This is a genomic window from Curtobacterium sp. NPDC089991 (assembly GCF_044748425.1).
In the GTDB taxonomy this organism is placed as follows: Bacteria; Actinomycetota; Actinomycetes; order Actinomycetales; family Microbacteriaceae; genus Curtobacterium.
Map to the genome: position 1 here is coordinate 342,463 of NZ_JBIVGB010000004.1, position 14,842 is coordinate 357,304.

General features: G+C 69.9%; 14 protein-coding genes. 6 read left to right on the plus strand and 8 right to left on the minus strand.

Annotated elements, in window-relative coordinates:
- The 8 genes from ACIPV1_RS13680 to ACIPV1_RS13715 form a co-directional block, all read right to left on the minus strand.
- Complete coding sequence (locus ACIPV1_RS13680) at positions 1 to 516, minus strand: hypothetical protein (protein WP_123293498.1); 516 nt, start codon at positions 514 to 516, stop codon at positions 1 to 3.
- Positions 517 to 673: 157 nt separating this feature from the next.
- On the minus strand, positions 674 to 1,717 hold the full coding sequence (locus tag ACIPV1_RS13685; RefSeq protein WP_402726632.1) for a Gfo/Idh/MocA family protein: 1,044 nt from the start codon (positions 1,715 to 1,717) through the stop codon (positions 674 to 676).
- A 229-nt stretch (positions 1,718 to 1,946) separates the two neighbouring features.
- Positions 1,947 to 2,885, minus strand: a complete 939-nt coding sequence (locus ACIPV1_RS13690; protein WP_402726633.1) for a prenyltransferase — start codon at positions 2,883 to 2,885, stop codon at positions 1,947 to 1,949.
- Entirely contained in the window at positions 2,882 to 3,298 is a 417-nt protein-coding gene (locus ACIPV1_RS13695; RefSeq protein ID WP_402726634.1) for a lycopene cyclase domain-containing protein, read from the minus strand. Before ACIPV1_RS13695 ends, ACIPV1_RS13690 begins: the two co-directional genes overlap by 4 nt.
- Entirely contained in the window at positions 3,295 to 3,627 is a 333-nt protein-coding gene (locus ACIPV1_RS13700) for a lycopene cyclase domain-containing protein (protein ID WP_111085416.1), read from the minus strand. Before ACIPV1_RS13700 ends, ACIPV1_RS13695 begins: the two co-directional genes overlap by 4 nt.
- Complete coding sequence (crtI, locus tag ACIPV1_RS13705) at positions 3,627 to 5,267, minus strand: phytoene desaturase family protein (protein ID WP_402726635.1); 1,641 nt, start codon at positions 5,265 to 5,267, stop codon at positions 3,627 to 3,629. The genes ACIPV1_RS13700 and crtI overlap by 1 nt, the downstream gene beginning before the upstream one ends.
- A complete protein-coding gene (locus ACIPV1_RS13710; RefSeq protein ID WP_402726636.1) occupies positions 5,264 to 6,202 on the minus strand; it encodes a phytoene/squalene synthase family protein in 939 nt (312 codons plus the stop codon). The genes crtI and ACIPV1_RS13710 overlap by 4 nt, the downstream gene beginning before the upstream one ends.
- Positions 6,199 to 7,257, minus strand: a complete 1,059-nt coding sequence (locus ACIPV1_RS13715) for a polyprenyl synthetase family protein (RefSeq protein ID WP_111085415.1) — start codon at positions 7,255 to 7,257, stop codon at positions 6,199 to 6,201. Before ACIPV1_RS13715 ends, ACIPV1_RS13710 begins: the two co-directional genes overlap by 4 nt.
- Positions 7,258 to 7,278: 21 nt before the next feature.
- Between ACIPV1_RS13715 and idi the strand changes: the two genes are divergently transcribed.
- The 6 genes from idi (at position 7,279) to ACIPV1_RS13745 (ending at position 14,740) form a co-directional block, all read left to right on the plus strand.
- Positions 7,279 to 7,821: an isopentenyl-diphosphate Delta-isomerase gene (gene idi, locus ACIPV1_RS13720; protein WP_111085474.1), complete on the plus strand. Its 543-nt coding sequence runs from the start codon at positions 7,279 to 7,281 to the stop codon at positions 7,819 to 7,821.
- A 337-nt stretch (positions 7,822 to 8,158) separates the two neighbouring features.
- Entirely contained in the window at positions 8,159 to 9,223 is a 1,065-nt protein-coding gene (locus ACIPV1_RS13725; RefSeq protein WP_132099441.1) for a magnesium and cobalt transport protein CorA, read from the plus strand.
- Between the two features lie 161 nt (positions 9,224 to 9,384).
- Positions 9,385 to 10,404, plus strand: a complete 1,020-nt coding sequence (locus tag ACIPV1_RS13730) for a LacI family DNA-binding transcriptional regulator (protein WP_402726637.1) — start codon at positions 9,385 to 9,387, stop codon at positions 10,402 to 10,404.
- 367 nt (positions 10,405 to 10,771) lie between these two features.
- Positions 10,772 to 12,295, plus strand: coding sequence for a multiple monosaccharide ABC transporter ATP-binding protein (gene mmsA / locus ACIPV1_RS13735; RefSeq protein ID WP_123293834.1), 1,524 nt, complete (start codon positions 10,772 to 10,774; stop codon positions 12,293 to 12,295).
- Positions 12,292 to 13,584 carry a multiple monosaccharide ABC transporter permease gene (mmsB, locus tag ACIPV1_RS13740; RefSeq protein WP_123293491.1) on the plus strand — a complete coding sequence of 431 codons (1,293 nt, stop codon included), beginning with the start codon at positions 12,292 to 12,294 and terminating at the stop codon, positions 13,582 to 13,584. The genes mmsA and mmsB overlap by 4 nt, the downstream gene beginning before the upstream one ends.
- Before the next feature lie 52 nt (positions 13,585 to 13,636).
- A complete protein-coding gene (locus ACIPV1_RS13745; protein ID WP_123937388.1) occupies positions 13,637 to 14,740 on the plus strand; it encodes a sugar-binding protein in 1,104 nt (367 codons plus the stop codon).
- Positions 14,741 to 14,842 lie beyond the last annotated feature (102 nt).

Here is a 14,842-nt window from a genome sequence, read left to right on the forward strand (position 1 = left end):
CTACCCCCGCGCCTTCAGGGCCTGCTTCGACCGCTTCACGGCGGCCTTGCGGTTCTTGTTCGCCCGTCGCTGGACCGCGGCGATGCCGGTCTGCTGCTTCACGCGGGCCTTGTGGGCCGGGTCGCGGTCCAGCGCCTGCTCGGCGGCCTTCGCCCGGGCCTTCCGACCCTTGCGGCCGGACTGCGCCTGCTCCTTGGCCGAGGGGCCGTCGCCGCGCGCGCCGAACGGCAGCAGCGCGGTGAACGCCGAACTCGCCGGCGGTGTCGCCAGGTGCCCGGCGGGGCGGTTGCGCAGCGCGATGCCGAGGACGATCGCCGCGACACCGGTCAGCCCGGTGATGCCCATCGCGACGAGCGGGGTCGGGTCACGGTGCCAGCGCTGGCGGGTCTTCGCGGCTGCGAGCCGTGCCCGCGCCGGGAGGTTCGCACGGCGCTTGAGCTCGGTGACGGTGTCGGTCATGCGCTCACGCGTGCGGACGTTCGCGAGTTCGAGCTCGGGGAGACTGTCCTTGGCCATTCCCCAGTTTCTACACGGCCGGGCCGGGGGCGCGCCCAGATGGCCGCGGCGCGGCCACCCGGGCGGCGTCGCGCCCGCGGCAGTGGGCGTGGCCCCAGGGCGGACGGGAGGCCCGTGGCGGGCCCGCCACGGGCCTCCCGTCCGTCGGTCACGGCGTTCAGGACGGGACGACGACGTCCTCGGGCTGGCCGCTGGCAGCCGAACGACCAGCTGCCTCCATGAGTGCGAGGCTGCGCAGGTTGTCGCGGCCGCTCGTCGCCGGTGCCGGACCGCCCTCGACCGAACGGGCGAAGGCCTGCAGCCCGCCCTGGCGGTCGGTGTGCTCGAGCGCGGGCAGCTCGACGGGCTCGGCCTCGTCGTCCTGGGTGCGGCGGAGGGTGACCACGTCGCCGTCGACCGCGTTCGGCGCTCCGTCGCGGCTGGTGAACCAGAGTTCGCCGTCCTCGCCCTGGATGCTCCACTCGCCGGCCCACGCCGTGCGGGGGCCGCGGCTCAGCCAGCTGCCGCGGTAGCTGACGACCAGCCCACCATCGAGCTCGATGAGCATCGAGGCGATGGCTTCGTCCTGGTACTTGCTGTACGACGGGAAGGTCGCCTTGGCGAAGACCCGGACGGCCTCCTGCCCGGTGACCATCCGCAGCAGGTCGAAGTGGTGGATGGCCATGTCGTTGATCATGGCGTGGGGGAACTTGTAGTGCGGGTGTTCCTCGAACGCCAGGTCGTTGTCCCACTGCCGGAAGTCGACGTTGATCGCGGAGAGCTCGCCCACGGTGTTCGCAGCGAGCAGGTCCTGCACGGCGCGCGGTGCCGGGTACCAGCGGTAGTTCTGGCTGACCTGCAGCACGAGACCGAGCTCCTCGGCACGGCGCACGGCGGCGACGGCCTCGTCCGTGGTGTTGGCGAAGGGCTTCTCGACCAGGACGTGCTTGCCGGCGTCCAGGGCCTCGAGCGCGAGCGGCACGTGGGTGACGGCGGGGGCGGTGATGACGACGGCGTCGGCCTCGACCCCGGCGAGCGCCTCGGTGAGGGACGCGAACGCGGCGGACGCGGGCAGCCCGAGGTCCTGCTGCACGGCGGTCAGCGTCGCCGGCACCGGGTCGACGATCCCGACCACCTCCACTTCGGAGACCTCTGGGATGGCGGTGCGGGCCCAGTTGCCGCCCCACCCTCCGAGACCGACGTGGATGATCCGGACCGTCATGCGTGCACTCCTTCGTGGCTGCCGCGTCACGACTCCCGTGACGCGTCCGTCCAGTCTGTCAGTGCTGCGGGCGGTGGGCGCCGAGGTTCGGGCGCCGAGGTTCCACGACATGCCGCGTGCGCGGCGCCGAGGTTCCACGGATCGCGCCGGGCGACGTCGAGATGCCGAGATTTCGGAACCTCGACGGGACGCCGACGGAGCCCGACCGCGACCAGCGCGACCCGGGCGCTCAGTGCGTGAAGGCGTAGGCGATGAGCGCCATCGTCACGATGAACCCCGCCAGGTAGTTGATCCAGAGGAACCGCTTCCACCCGGCGTTCGCGGCCTCGGCGCCCTGGTCCGTGATGTTCCACCACGGCAGCACGTTGAGCGCGTACGGGATCACGACGACGGCGGCGATCGGCCCCGGGAACGCCGAGAACAGCAGCGCGACACCTGCGACCACGTACGCGACGAACGCGAGTCGCACGGTCGCCCGCGCACCGATCACGGTCGCGACGGACCCGATGCCGCCGGCCCGGTCGGCCAGGACGTCCTGCACGGCGCCGAACGCGTGCGAGGCGACCCCCCACAGGAAGAACGCGATGCAGACGGCGACGAGCTCACCGGTCCAGTGCGGGCCGGCGAGGGCGAGGCCGTAGATCGCGGGCGACACGAAGTGCGTCGACGAGGTCAGGGAGTCGAGGAACGGCTTCTCCTTGAACCGCAGCCCCGGCGCCGAGTACGCGATGACGGCGAAGACGCTGATCGCGAGGACGAGCCACGACCACGGCCCGTTCCCGCTCACCGCCCCGAGCACGACGAGCGCGACCAGGAACGGCACGTTCGTGGCGACGACGGCCCAGAGCGTGGTGCGGTGGACGCTCTTGTCGAGCAGCGCCCCCTCGACGCCGCCCTTGCGCGGGTTGCGCAGGTCGGACTCGTAGTCGAAGACGTCGTTGATGCCGTACATCGCCAGGTTGTAGGGCACCAGGAAGTACACGACGCCGACCAGGAACGCGACGAGCGAGAACCCGCCGCCGCCGCTGTCGTCAACGCTGACGCCGACCCCGCTGCCGAGCAGGTACGCGGCCCCGAACGGGTAGGCGGTGTTCACCCAGCTGATCGGACGCGACGAGACGAACAGTGCTCGCAGGGTCGACGGCCTGGAGGCGGTGCTGGCGTTCACGGGGTGTCCTCCGGTGGTGCGGTGGTCGGGTCGGGCGCGGGGCGCGCGGCGGCCGGGTCGCGCGGGCCCGTCCGGTCGAACAGGACCCACAGGCTCGGCAGCAGCACGATCGCCGCCATCGCGTAGGCGAGGTCCTCGACCGGGATCGCCCCGATCTTCCCCCCGCTGATGAGCGAGGGGTCGTAGGCGACGATGCGCAGGGTCACGATGACGTTGTCGAACACGATCGTCATCACGAGCAGCGCGATCCCGGCGACGAGCGACGTGACCAGTGCGACCCGGCGGCCGGGCCCCGGTGCGCGTCCCGCCGATCGGGCACGGCGCGCGGCCACGATGCCGGCGACGACCGCCACCACCGCCACGACGGCGAAGAACGGCAGGGCCAGGAGGGCGTAGGCGCCGGAGCCGGTCACGGGCGCCGCCGTCCGAGCGACCGCTGCACGACGGGTCGGACGAAGCCGACCAGGTCCATCGTCGAGTAGCAGAGCAGCAGCAGGAAGAAGAGCTCCTCGAGCGGGACCTCGGGGGCGAGGAGCACCCCGGTCAGCAGGTGCTGCGGGCCGATGAAGAAGATGCCGTACGCGACCCCGGCGACGTCCCACACCATGAAGAACGCGACGCCGACGACCATCACCGCAGCCGCACGCCACGGCGCCCGCCAGAAGAACAGCCGGAAGCGGGCGTCGAGCACGGTCATGCCGATCAGCGACACGACCAGGCCGGCGAGGTACAGCCCCGGCATCAGGCGGTGCCGGCCTGGTTCCGCGGGGTGCCGAGCGGCGTCGGCAGCGGTTCGGTGCTCGTGTCACCGTGGATCCGCTTGAGCAGGACCTCGGCGCTGATCAGGCACATCGGCAGACCGATGCCCGGGATCGTGGACGCCCCGGCGTAGTACAGGCCCTCGACCTTGGCCGACGCGTTCTTCTCGCGGAAGAACGCACTCTGCTTGAGCGTGTGCGCGGGGCCGAGCATCGACCCGTTCCACGCGTTGAGGTCGTCGGCGAAGTCGCGCGGTCCGATCGTCCGGCGGACCCGGATGCGGTCCCGCAGGTCGGGGACGCCCGAACGCTCGGCGACGACGTCGATGGCGCGGTCGGCGATCTGCTCGACCTCCCAGTCGCCGGCACCGTCGATCCCGCCCTTGCCGATGGACAGGTCGGCGGGCAGGGGCACCAGGATGAAGAGGTTGCTCGAGCCGCGGGGCGCGACGGACGGGTCGGTCTCCGACGGCGCGCAGACGTAGATCGACGCGGGGTCGGGGACGTGCCGGTCCTTGCCGAAGATCGCGCCGAAGTTCGCCTTCCAGTCCTCGGTGAACACCAGGGTGTGGTGCAGCAGGCCGGGCGTCGGTCCGTCGATGCCGAGGTAGACGAGCACGGCGCTCGGCCCGGGGTCGCGGATCTTCCAGTGCTCGGCGCCGTGGGTGCGGTGCTCGCGGTCGAGCAGCTGCATCTCGGTGTGCTGCAGGTCGGCGGCGCTCACGACCAGGTCGGCCGGGGCGGTGTGCTGCACGCCGTCGCGGTCGCGGTGCACGACCCCGGTGGCGACGCCGTCCTCGACGACGATCCGTTCGACCTTCGCACCGGCGATGATCTTCGCGCCCTCGGCACGGGCAACCCGCTCGACCGCGGCGATCACCTCGGTGATGCCGCCCTTCGGGTAGAGCACTCCGTCGGCGAGGTCGAGGTGGCTCATCAGGTGGTACATGCTCGGTGCGGCGTACGGGCTCGTGCCCAGGAAGACCGCGGGGTAGCCCAGGATCTGCCAGAGCCGCCGGTCCTTGACCGCCGAGGCAGCGCGGGACGACAGTGGCTGCAGCAGGAGCCGGGCGAGCTTCGGCAGGCGACGGAGCACGTCGGGGGCGGCGAGCTTCGTGAGGTCCTGGAACGTCGTGTACAGGAACCGGCGGATCGCCATCGCGTAGGTGTCCTCGGCCGAGGCGAGGTACTTCCGGATCCGCTTGCCGGCTCCGGGCTCGACGGACTCGAACAGCGCGATGTTCGCCTCGGCGTCGGCGCGCAGGTCGATCGGTTCGTCGTTGCCCTCGCTGTAGACGCGGTACCCGGGGTCGAGTTTCACGAGGTCGAGTTCGGCGTCGGCCGAGGTGCCGAGCAGCTGGAAGAAGTGGTCGAACACCTCGGGCATGAGGTACCACGACGGCCCGGTGTCGAACCGGAAGCCGTCGCGCTCCCACGAACCGGCACGGCCGCCGAGCTGCGACCGCTGCTCGAGTACGGTCACGGCGAAGCCGTCCCGCGCGAGCAGCGCCGCGGACGCCAGTCCGCTGATGCCGCCGCCGATCACGACGGCGCGTCGGGCGGGCACCTTGCGCCGGGTGGTGGCGGCGACGGCCGTCGGACGGGAGGCGCGGGGCGGGGTCATGGCGTGCCTCCTGGCCGAGGGGTGGCCACCTTCGACCGCACGGGGGCGCGTCCGGCGAGCACCTGTGCGGCCAGGCGTGCCTTCACCGGGTTCGGGACGCGCACGCGCGTCGTCACCAGGCGCGTCGCCGGTGTGCGGGCGATGCGGTCGTTGAGTTCCTGGAACAGGGCGTGCGCGAGTCCGACGGCGTTCCGGGCGTCGGCCGGCAGCAGCCGGATCGTCCGGGCCGCGTGGTCGAGGTCGGACTGCACGTCGGCGACCAGGCGCTGCTTCGTGGCCTCGTCGAACGAGCGGATGTCGACCCCCGGGAAGTACGAGCGGCCGAGCACCTCGAAGTCGGCGTGGAGGTCGCGCAGGAAGTTCACCTTCTGGAACGCGGCGCCGAGCGCACGGGCTCCCGCGACGAGCTCCGCCTGGTCGAAGGTCGGGCGGCCGGCGCGGTACACGAACGCACGCAGGCACATCAGCCCCACCACCTCGGCCGAGCCGTACACGTACGCCGCGAACGAGGCGTCGTCGTGCTCGGTGCGCTCCAGGTCCATCCGCATCGACGCGAAGAACGGCTTGGTGAGCTCCGCGCCGAAGCCCGTGACCCGTGCACTCCGGGCGAATGCGTGCACGACCGGGTTCACCGAGAAGCCGAGGGCGATCGCGCGCTCGGTGTCGGCCTCGAGCTCGTCGAGGACCGTCCGTGCCAGGTCGGGGTCGAGCCCCGCCTCGGTCGCGGGACCGTCGACGACCTCGTCGGCGACGCGCACCAGCGCGTAGACGTTGCGGATGTGCTCGCGGGTGTCCTTGGCGAGGAGCCGGCTCGCCAGGCCGAACGACGTCGAGTAGCGGTCGATGACGACGCTCGACGCCGCCTCGGCCGTGGCGTCGTACAGGGGGAGCCGACCGGACGGCGCACTGCCGGTCCGGGTGGTGTCGGTCGTCACCGGGCGCGCTCCACGAGTTCGGTCACGAGGCCCTCCAGGCGGTCGGCGAGGTCGTACGGCAGTCCGGAGAGCTCGGCACGGGCGAGTGCGACGTGGTCGGCGATCCGGGACTCGGCTGCGGCACGGGCGCCGCAGGTGACCAGGGTCGCACGGAGTTCGGCCGCACGTTCCTCGGTCAGGTCCGGGTCACCCAAGTAGGGAGCGATGTCCGGCCAGCAGTCCGTCGTGGCCGCGTAGGCGATGAGCATGGTCCGCTTGCCCTCGCGCAGGTCCCCCAGCACGCTCTTGCCGGTGGTCGTCTCGTCGCCGAACACCCCGAGCAGGTCGTCGACGATCTGGTAGGCGATGCCGATCTCGCGGCCGAAGGCGCCGAGCGCGGTGACGACGGTCTCGGGCGCGCCGGCGAGCACGGCACCGGACTGCAGCGGTGCCTCGAACGAGTACACGCTCGTCTTCGCCCGTTCCATCGCCAGGACCTCGTCCACCGTCGGCATCACGCCCAGGGCCAGGTCGACGTCGGTCATCTCACCGGCGGCGCTGGCGAACACGGCTTCGTCGAGCAGTTCGAGCAGACGCCCACGACGCTCGCCCGTCACGCCGGAGGACTCGATGAACCGAGGGGCGCCGGAGAGTGCGAGGTCGCCCGCGATCACGGCGGCGCTCATCCCGCGGTGCTCGGCGGTCGGCAGCGGCAGCCCACCGGTGGTGCCGGCGTCGCGGTAGGAGCCCGCGACGTTCGGCTGGCCGCGGCGCGCCCAGTCACGGTCGATGACGTCGTCGTGCACCACCAGCGCGGTGTGCAGGAGTTCGTAGGCCGCGGCGACGTGCGCGGCAGCGTGCACGTCGTCCCCGCCGAGGCCGAGGTACGCGGTCAGCACCATGCGCGGCCGGAAGCGCTTGCCGCCCAGGCTCGCCTTGCGGAGCACCCGCCAGAGTTCCTCGGACGGACGGCCGTAGCGCGCGGCACGAGCCGAGGACACGACGAAGAAGCGCTCGAGACAGTCGTCGACGAGCGCGAGGTCGATGTGCGCCACGGTGGCCGCTTCCTCGCTCATTGGCCTAACCTATCGGTGCAGATGAGCGCTTTCCCGGAAACCGTGGTCCTGCTGGCCGACGACCGTACCCCGATCGGCACAGCGGACAAGTTCACGGTGCACACAGACCACACGCCCCTCCACCTGGCCTTCTCGTGCCACGTCCGCAACACCGACGGGGACGTCCTTGTGACCCGTCGCGCCCTGTCGAAGAAGACGTGGCCCGGTGTCTGGACGAACACGTTCTGCGGGCACCCCGGCCCCGACGAGTCGTTCGAGGACGCCATCGCCCGCCGGGCATCGCGCGAACTCGGCATCACCGTGCGCGACGTCGAGCTCGTGCTGCCGGACTTCCGGTACCGCGCGGTCGACGCCTCGGGGATCGTCGAGAACGAGGTCTGCCCGGTGTTCCGCGCCGTCACCGACGACCTGCCCGCCCCCGCGGACGACGAGGTCGCCGAGTACGCCTGGGTCTCCGAGGACTCGCTGCGGGCCGCCGTCGCCGGTGCGCCGTTCGGCTGGAGCCCCTGGCTGGGCTGGCAGCTGACCGAGCTCGAGGCCGCGGGCCTGCACATCACCCGCTGACCCTGGCGGCCGCCTGGGCCGAGACTCGCGCTCCGCGACACTCCTCGTGCCGGCGAGCACGAGAACCGTCGCCCAGGCCGAGTCTCGGACGAGCGCTTGGCTCCCTCGTGCGTCCGGAGTAGGGTCGGACGTCGGCCACGGTTGTGGCCACGAGGCTGCGCACCGCGGCCGCACGACCAGGAGAAGGGCAGGTGAGGCGCGATGTCGGGTGACCATCCTCGCGCGGGCCGGCAGCCCCTCCCCCTCGCCGCCGCGCCCGTGTCCTAGATCTCCTCCGCCCGCCGCGGTCCGTCCGCGGCATCGCGCCTGCCTGCTCCCGACCACGAGGAGCACGCGCATGGCAATGATCGACAACGCGATCTACGTCGAAGGACGTCGCATCGATTCTCCGTCGACCCTGTCGCTCGGCGCACGCCACGAGGTCGCACGGTGCGACCTGGCGTGGATCGGACTCCTCCGCCCGGACCCGAAGGAACTCGACGCCGTCGCCACCGAGTTCGACCTGCACGAGAACGCGGTGGAGGACGCCCGCAAGGGGCACCAGCGCGCGAAGCTCGAGCGGTACGGCGACACGCTCTTCCTGGTGCTCCGTCCGGCCTGGTTCGACCGAGCCGCGGGCACGGTCGAGTTCGGCGAGGTGCACCTGTTCGTCGGCGACCGGTTCGTGGTGAGCGTCCGGCACGCCGAGCGCCCCGACCTCGCGGCACTCCGCGCCCAGGTCGAGGCCGACCCCGAGTTCCTGGCGCTGGGTTCGGAGGCCGTGACCGCCGCGGTGCTCGACGAGGTCGTGGACGGCTACGCCCCGGTGGTCGAGGTGCTGCAGGACGGCATCGACGCCATCGAGGACCAGCTCTTCGCCGGGCAGGTCGACCCCGGTGTCTCGAAGCGCATCTACCAGCTGCTCAGCGAAGTGCTGTCCTTCCAGCGCGCCACGAAGCCGGTGCCCGCGATGGTGAAGGGTCTGCTGCGCGGGGCCGACAAGTACGGCGTCGACGACGAGGTGCAGCACCGACTGCGCAACGTGCTCGACCACGCCCTGCGCGTGACGGAGCGGGTGGACTCGTTCCGGTCCCTGCTCGAGAACGCCCTGACACTGCACGCGACCCTGGTGTCGCAGGAGCAGAACGAGGCGATGCGGCGGATGACCAGTGCGAGCCTGGCGCAGGGCGAGGAGAGCCGGCAGCTCGCCCGCGCCGCGCACCGTCAGGGCGAGGAGGTCAAGAAGATCTCGTCGTGGGCGGCGATCCTGTTCGCCCCCGGGCTGATCGCCGGCGTCTACGGCATGAACTTCGACCACATGCCCGAGCTGCACTGGCGGTACGGCTACCCGGTCGCGATCCTCGGCATGCTCGCCCTGATGGGCGTGCTCTGGGCGATCTTCCGCAAGCGCAACTGGCTCTGACGCACCGCGAGGGCGCAGCGAGGCTGCGGCCCGGCACGCCGCCGGGCCGCAGCCTCGAGGACGTTCAGGTGGCGTCGATCCGCCGGACGTGCATAATGATCTGGCCCGGAATGTGAACGTGCACATCGACGTGCCACGGCCCCGGGCGGAAACGAGCAGCAATGGCGTCATCGCGGGCACAGCAACCGCGTTCGCCCAGCATCCGTGACGTCGCACGGATCGCGGGCGTCTCCCACCAGACCGTCTCGCGGGTGCTGAACAACTCCGACGCCATCCGCGACGCCACGCGCGACAAGGTGCTGGCGGCGATGGAGCAGCTGCAGTACCGGCCGAACCGTGCGGCGCGGGCCCTCGTCACGAGCAGGACCCACACGATCGGCGTCCTGACGGCCCGGCGCGCCCACTACGGCCCGGCGGTCGCACTGCAGGCGATCGAGGACGCGGCGATGCTGCGCGGGTACTCGGTGACGACGGCGAACATCGCCGAGGCGACCGACACCGCCGTGCGTGAGGGGCTCGGGCACCTGCTCGACCTGGACGTCGAGGGCATCGTCGTCATCGCGCCCCAGCAGCGGGTGTTCGACCTGATCGAGGAACTCGGCATCCGCACGCCGTACGTCACGATGCGGGCCAGCGTCGGCGAGGACCCGACCGCCCTCTGGGTCGACCAGATGGAGGGCGCGAGACTCGCGACCGACCACCTGCTCGACCTGGGCCACGAGTACATCCGGCACATCGCCGGCCCGCAGGACTGGATCGAGGCGGACGCCCGCATGCAGGGTTTCCTGCGCGCCATGTCCGACCGCGACATGCCCGTCGTCCCGCCGATCCTGGGTGACTGGACGGCGGACTTCGGCTACCACGCCGGCCGTGAACTCCTGCGGTGGCGGGACTGCACCGCGGTGTTCTGCTCGAACGACCAGATGGCCCTGGGCGTCATGCACGCGGCGCGCTCCTACGGGCTCGACGTGCCGGGCGACCTGTCGGTGGTCGGCTACGACGACATCCCCGAGGCGAAGCACTACTGGCCTCCGCTCACCACGGTGCAGGTCGACTTCGCCGAGCTCGGCCGCCGCTGCGTCGACCTGCTCCTCCCCGGCGAGGACGAGCTGCTCCGCTCGATCGACATCGTCCCGCAGCTCGTCGTGCGCGCGTCCACGGGGGCCCCGCGCGGTCGGTGACGCGCCCACCGTCGATCCGCAGGACGCGGGGCGGGCCGGCACCGTGCCTCCCGTCCGGGGGACGTTCATGCGGGATCACGCAGGCCGTTACGAAAACGCGACCAATCCGAATTGACAGCCGCACCGGGGCTGTGCGTAAATTACCTCCGTCCAGCCGATGTGACCGTTCACATGAGCGTCACACCAGCGGGGCACCGGACGCGACAACGAAGTCCACGCAGGCCACCTGCGCCCATTCGCTGCCGCAGCAGAACCACCCGAACAACTGCCGCATCGCAGCGGCAGAAGGAGATGCACTGTGGCGTCAACCCCGATCGACACCGGCCTCGAGACCCGGTCGATCACCGCACCCGAGACCATCCTCGAGATGCGCTCGATCACCAAGGAGTTCCCTGGTGTCAAGGCGCTGTCCGAGGTCTCCCTCAACGTCCGCGCCGGCGAGATCCACGCGATCTGCGGCGAGAACGGCGCCGGCAAGTCGACCCTGATGAAGGTCCTGTCGGGCGTCTACCCCTACGGCACCTACGACGGCGAGATCGTCTACGAGGGCGAAGAGGTCCGCTTCAAGGACATCAAGCAGTCCGAGCAGGCCGGCATCGTGATCATCCACCAGGAACTCGCGCTGATCCCGGAGCTCTCGATCACCGAGAACCTGTTCCTCGGCAACGAGCCCGGCAAGTTCGGCGTGATCGACTGGACGAGCGCCCAGCTCCGTGCGCAGGACCTGCTCGCCCGCGTCGGCCTGGCCGACGATCCGGACACCCAGATCAAGAACATCGGTGTCGGCAAGCAGCAGCTGGTCGAGATCGCGAAGGCCCTGCACAAGGACGTCAAGCTCCTCATCCTCGACGAGCCGACCGCGGCCCTGAACGAGAACGACTCGCAGCACCTGCTCGACCTGATCGTCGGGCTGAAGGCCAAGGGCATCTCGAGCATCATCATCAGCCACAAGCTCAACGAGATCGAGCAGATCGCCGACGAGATCACGATCATCCGTGACGGCAAGACCATCGAGACGCTGAACGTCAAGGGCGACGGCGTCAACGAGGACCGCATCATCCGCGGCATGGTCGGCCGGTCGCTCGAGAGCCGGTTCCCGGACCGCACCCCGAAGATCGGCGAGACCTTCTTCGAGGTCCGCGACTGGACCGTGCAGCACCCGCTCGACGCCAGCCGCCTGGTCTGCAAGGGCTCGAACTTCCACGTCAAGCGTGGCGAGATCGTCGGCTTCGCGGGTCTGATGGGCGCCGGCCGCACCGAGCTCGCGATGAGCCTGTTCGGTCGCTCCTACGGCACCTGGCTCGGCGGCGAGATCATCAAGGACGGCCACGAGATCAAGGTCACGAACGTCCAGCAGGCGATCCAGAACGGCATGGGCTACGTCTCCGAGGACCGCAAGGCCCTCGGCCTCAACCTGCTCGACACCGTCAAGCGGTCCACCGTCTCCGCCGATCTGCAGAAGATCTCGAAGGGCGGCGTCGTCGACTCCATCGAGGAGTACGACGTCGCCGAGAAGTACCGGAAGATGCTCCGCACCAAGGTGCCGAGCGTCGAGGAGAACGTCGGGAAGCTCTCCGGCGGGAACCAGCAGAAGGTCGTCCTGTCCAAGTGGATGTTCACCGACCCGGACATCCTGATCCTCGACGAACCGACCCGCGGCATCGACGTGGGCGCGAAGTTCGAGATCTACGGCATCATCCAGCAGCTCGCAGCACAGGGGAAGGGCATCATCCTGATCTCCTCCGAGCTCCCCGAACTCCTCGGCCTCTCCGATCGCATCTACACGATCTTCGAGGGCCAGATCACGGCCGACGTCCCCGCGGACCAGGCCGATCCAGAAACGCTCATGCGCAGCATGACCTCCGCGCGGAAGGGCGCTCCCGTCTCATGAACAACCTGAAACTGCTCTTCGGCAAGGGCAACTCGATCGGCCAGTACGGCATGATCATCGCCCTCGTCGCGATCGTCATCTTCTTCTGGTTCACGACGGACGGGCTCATCCTCGAGCCCACCAACGTGATCAACCTGTTCCTGCAGTACTCCTACATCCTCATCCTCGCGCTGGGGATGGTCATGGTGATCATCGCGGGCCACATCGACCTGTCCGTCGGATCGGTGGCGGCGTTCGTCGGCATCATCGTCGCCCAGTCGATGTCGGTCTGGCACTTCCCGGTCTGGCTGGCGATCGTGCTCGGCCTGGTCGTCGGTGCGCTCGTCGGCGCCTGGCAGGGCTTCTGGGTGGCGTTCGTGAAGGTCCCGGCCTTCATCGTGACCCTGGCCGGCCAGCTCATCTTCCGCGGTGCGAACCAGATCATCGGTGCGTCCACCTCGGTCCCGACGCCGGACGGCTACAACACCATCGGCTCCGGCTTCCTCGGTGACTTCGGCCCCGACTTCGGGTTCTCGAACGGCACGCTGCTGATCGGCGCCGTGACCATCGCCGTCCTGATCATCGTCGAGGTCCGCGGTCGTGCCCGTCGCCGCAAGATGCAGGCCGAGGTCCCGCCACTGTGGGTCTCCGTCGTCCGCACCGGCATCCTGGTCGCCGTCACCCTCGTCGCCACGTACCTGTTCGGCGCTGGCCCGGTCGGCACGTCGATCCCGATCGTCGCGATCATCCTCGGTGTCCTGACCATCGTCTACGGCTTCATCACGAAGAACACGATCTTCGGTCGCCAGGTCTACGCGGTCGGTGGCAACTCCAGCGCCGCCGTCCTGTCCGGCGTCAGCGCCCGCAAGGTGAACTTCTTCGTCATGGCGAACATGTCGGTCCTCGCCGCGATCGCCGGCATGGTGTTCGTCGGGTACTCGAACGCCTCGGGCCCCGCGGACGGCACCGGCTGGGAGCTCGACGCGATCGCCGCCGTGTTCGTCGGTGGCGCAGCGGTCGCCGGTGGCATCGGCACCATCTCCGGCTCCATCATCGGTGGCCTCGTGATGGCGCTGCTGTCGAACGGTCTGCAGCTGATGGGCATCGAGTCCAACAAGGTCCAGATCATCCGTGGTCTCGTGCTCCTCATCGCCGTCGCCTTCGACGTCTACTCGAAGTCGCAGGGCCGCCCGTCGCTCATCGGCGGCATGATGCGGCAGTTCCAGCGCAAGGACGCAGCCGAGGTCCCCGCGGCCCAGCAGCAGCCGCGCTCGATCGAGGACCAGCCCGACAAGATCACCCTCCCCTAGTCCAACCCTTCCCCTCACAGCACCACCACCTCAACGAAGAGAAAGCACTCTCATGCGCAAGAAGCTCATCGCCGGCATCGGTCTGGCACTCGTCGCGGGCCTGGCCCTCAGCGGCTGCTCGGCTCGTGGCACCTCCGACTCGGGCGACGGCTCCGGCTCGTCCATCAAGAAGGGCGACCTCATCGGCGTCGCCCTGCCGGCCAAGACCTCGCAGAACTGGGTGCTCGCGGGCGCCGCGTTCAAGAAGTCGATCGAGGACGCCGGCTTCAAGGCCGACATCCAGTACGCCAACGCCGGCAACCCGGTCCCCGACCAGCAGTCGCAGATCTCGGGCATGGTCACCAAGGGCGCGAAGGCGATCATCATCGGTGCCGCCGACGGTTCGCAGCTCGGCTCGCAGGTCAAGGCCGCCAAGGCCCAGGGCACGACCGTCATCGCCTGGGACCGCAACATCCTGAACACGAAGAACGTCGACTACTACGTCGCGTTCAACAACTTCAAGGTCGGCCAGCTGCAGGCCCAGGCACTGCTCAAGGGCCTCGAGGAGAAGAAGGGCGACGGACCGTACAACGTCGAGCTCTTCGCCGGTTCGCCGGACGACGCCAACGCCACCGTGTTCTTCAACGGTGCGATGGACGTCCTGCAGCCGAAGATCGACGACGGCACGCTCAAGGTCGTCTCGGGTCAGACCACGTTCGCCAAGGTGAACACGCAGGGCTGGCTCGCGCAGAAGGCCCAGTCGCGCATGACCGACCTGCTGGCCCAGTACTACACGGGTGACACCAAGCTCGACGGCGTCCTGTCGCCGAACGACACCCTCGCCCGTGCGATCCTCACCGCGACCAAGGCCGCCGGCAAGGACAACCCCGTCGTGACCGGGCAGGACTCGGAGACCGCTTCGATCCCGCTCATCATGAAGGGCACGCAGTACTCGACGATCTACAAGAACACCACGGAAGAGGCCCAGGCGGCCATCGACCTGGTGTCCGACCTCGCCGACGGCAAGACCCCGAAGACGACCAAGGACAAGAACAACGACAACGGTTCGAAGGTCGTCCCGGCCGTCGAGCTGACGCCGATCCTGGTCACGAAGGACAACGCGGTCGAGGCCTACAAGGGCAACGACACCCTCGAGGAGCTCGCCAAGAAGGGCTGATCTCCCCCGCTCACACGGACGGCCCCGTCTCGCTTCGGCGCGACGGGGCCGTCCTGCGTCGTCGTGGGGCCGGCCACGGTCGGACGGGAGGCCCGGGGCACG

Coding starts and splice junctions, on each gene's coding strand:
- ACIPV1_RS13700 (WP_111085416.1), bottom strand. CDS start 3,627: ATGCCGGGGCTGTACCTCGCCGGCCTGGTCGTGTCGCTGATCGGCATG.
- ACIPV1_RS13745 (WP_123937388.1), top strand. CDS start 13,637: ATGCGCAAGAAGCTCATCGCCGGCATCGGTCTGGCACTCGTCGCGGGC.
- ACIPV1_RS13715 (WP_111085415.1), bottom strand. CDS start 7,257: ATGAGCGAGGAAGCGGCCACCGTGGCGCACATCGACCTCGCGCTCGTC.
- mmsB (WP_123293491.1), top strand. CDS start 12,292: ATGAACAACCTGAAACTGCTCTTCGGCAAGGGCAACTCGATCGGCCAG.
- ACIPV1_RS13685 (WP_402726632.1), bottom strand. CDS start 1,717: ATGACGGTCCGGATCATCCACGTCGGTCTCGGAGGGTGGGGCGGCAAC.
- ACIPV1_RS13730 (WP_402726637.1), top strand. CDS start 9,385: ATGGCGTCATCGCGGGCACAGCAACCGCGTTCGCCCAGCATCCGTGAC.
- idi (WP_111085474.1), top strand. CDS start 7,279: ATGAGCGCTTTCCCGGAAACCGTGGTCCTGCTGGCCGACGACCGTACC.
- mmsA (WP_123293834.1), top strand. CDS start 10,772: ATGCGCTCGATCACCAAGGAGTTCCCTGGTGTCAAGGCGCTGTCCGAG.
- ACIPV1_RS13680 (WP_123293498.1), bottom strand. CDS start 516: ATGGCCAAGGACAGTCTCCCCGAGCTCGAACTCGCGAACGTCCGCACG.
- crtI (WP_402726635.1), bottom strand. CDS start 5,267: ATGACCCCGCCCCGCGCCTCCCGTCCGACGGCCGTCGCCGCCACCACC.
- ACIPV1_RS13725 (WP_132099441.1), top strand. CDS start 8,159: ATGGCAATGATCGACAACGCGATCTACGTCGAAGGACGTCGCATCGAT.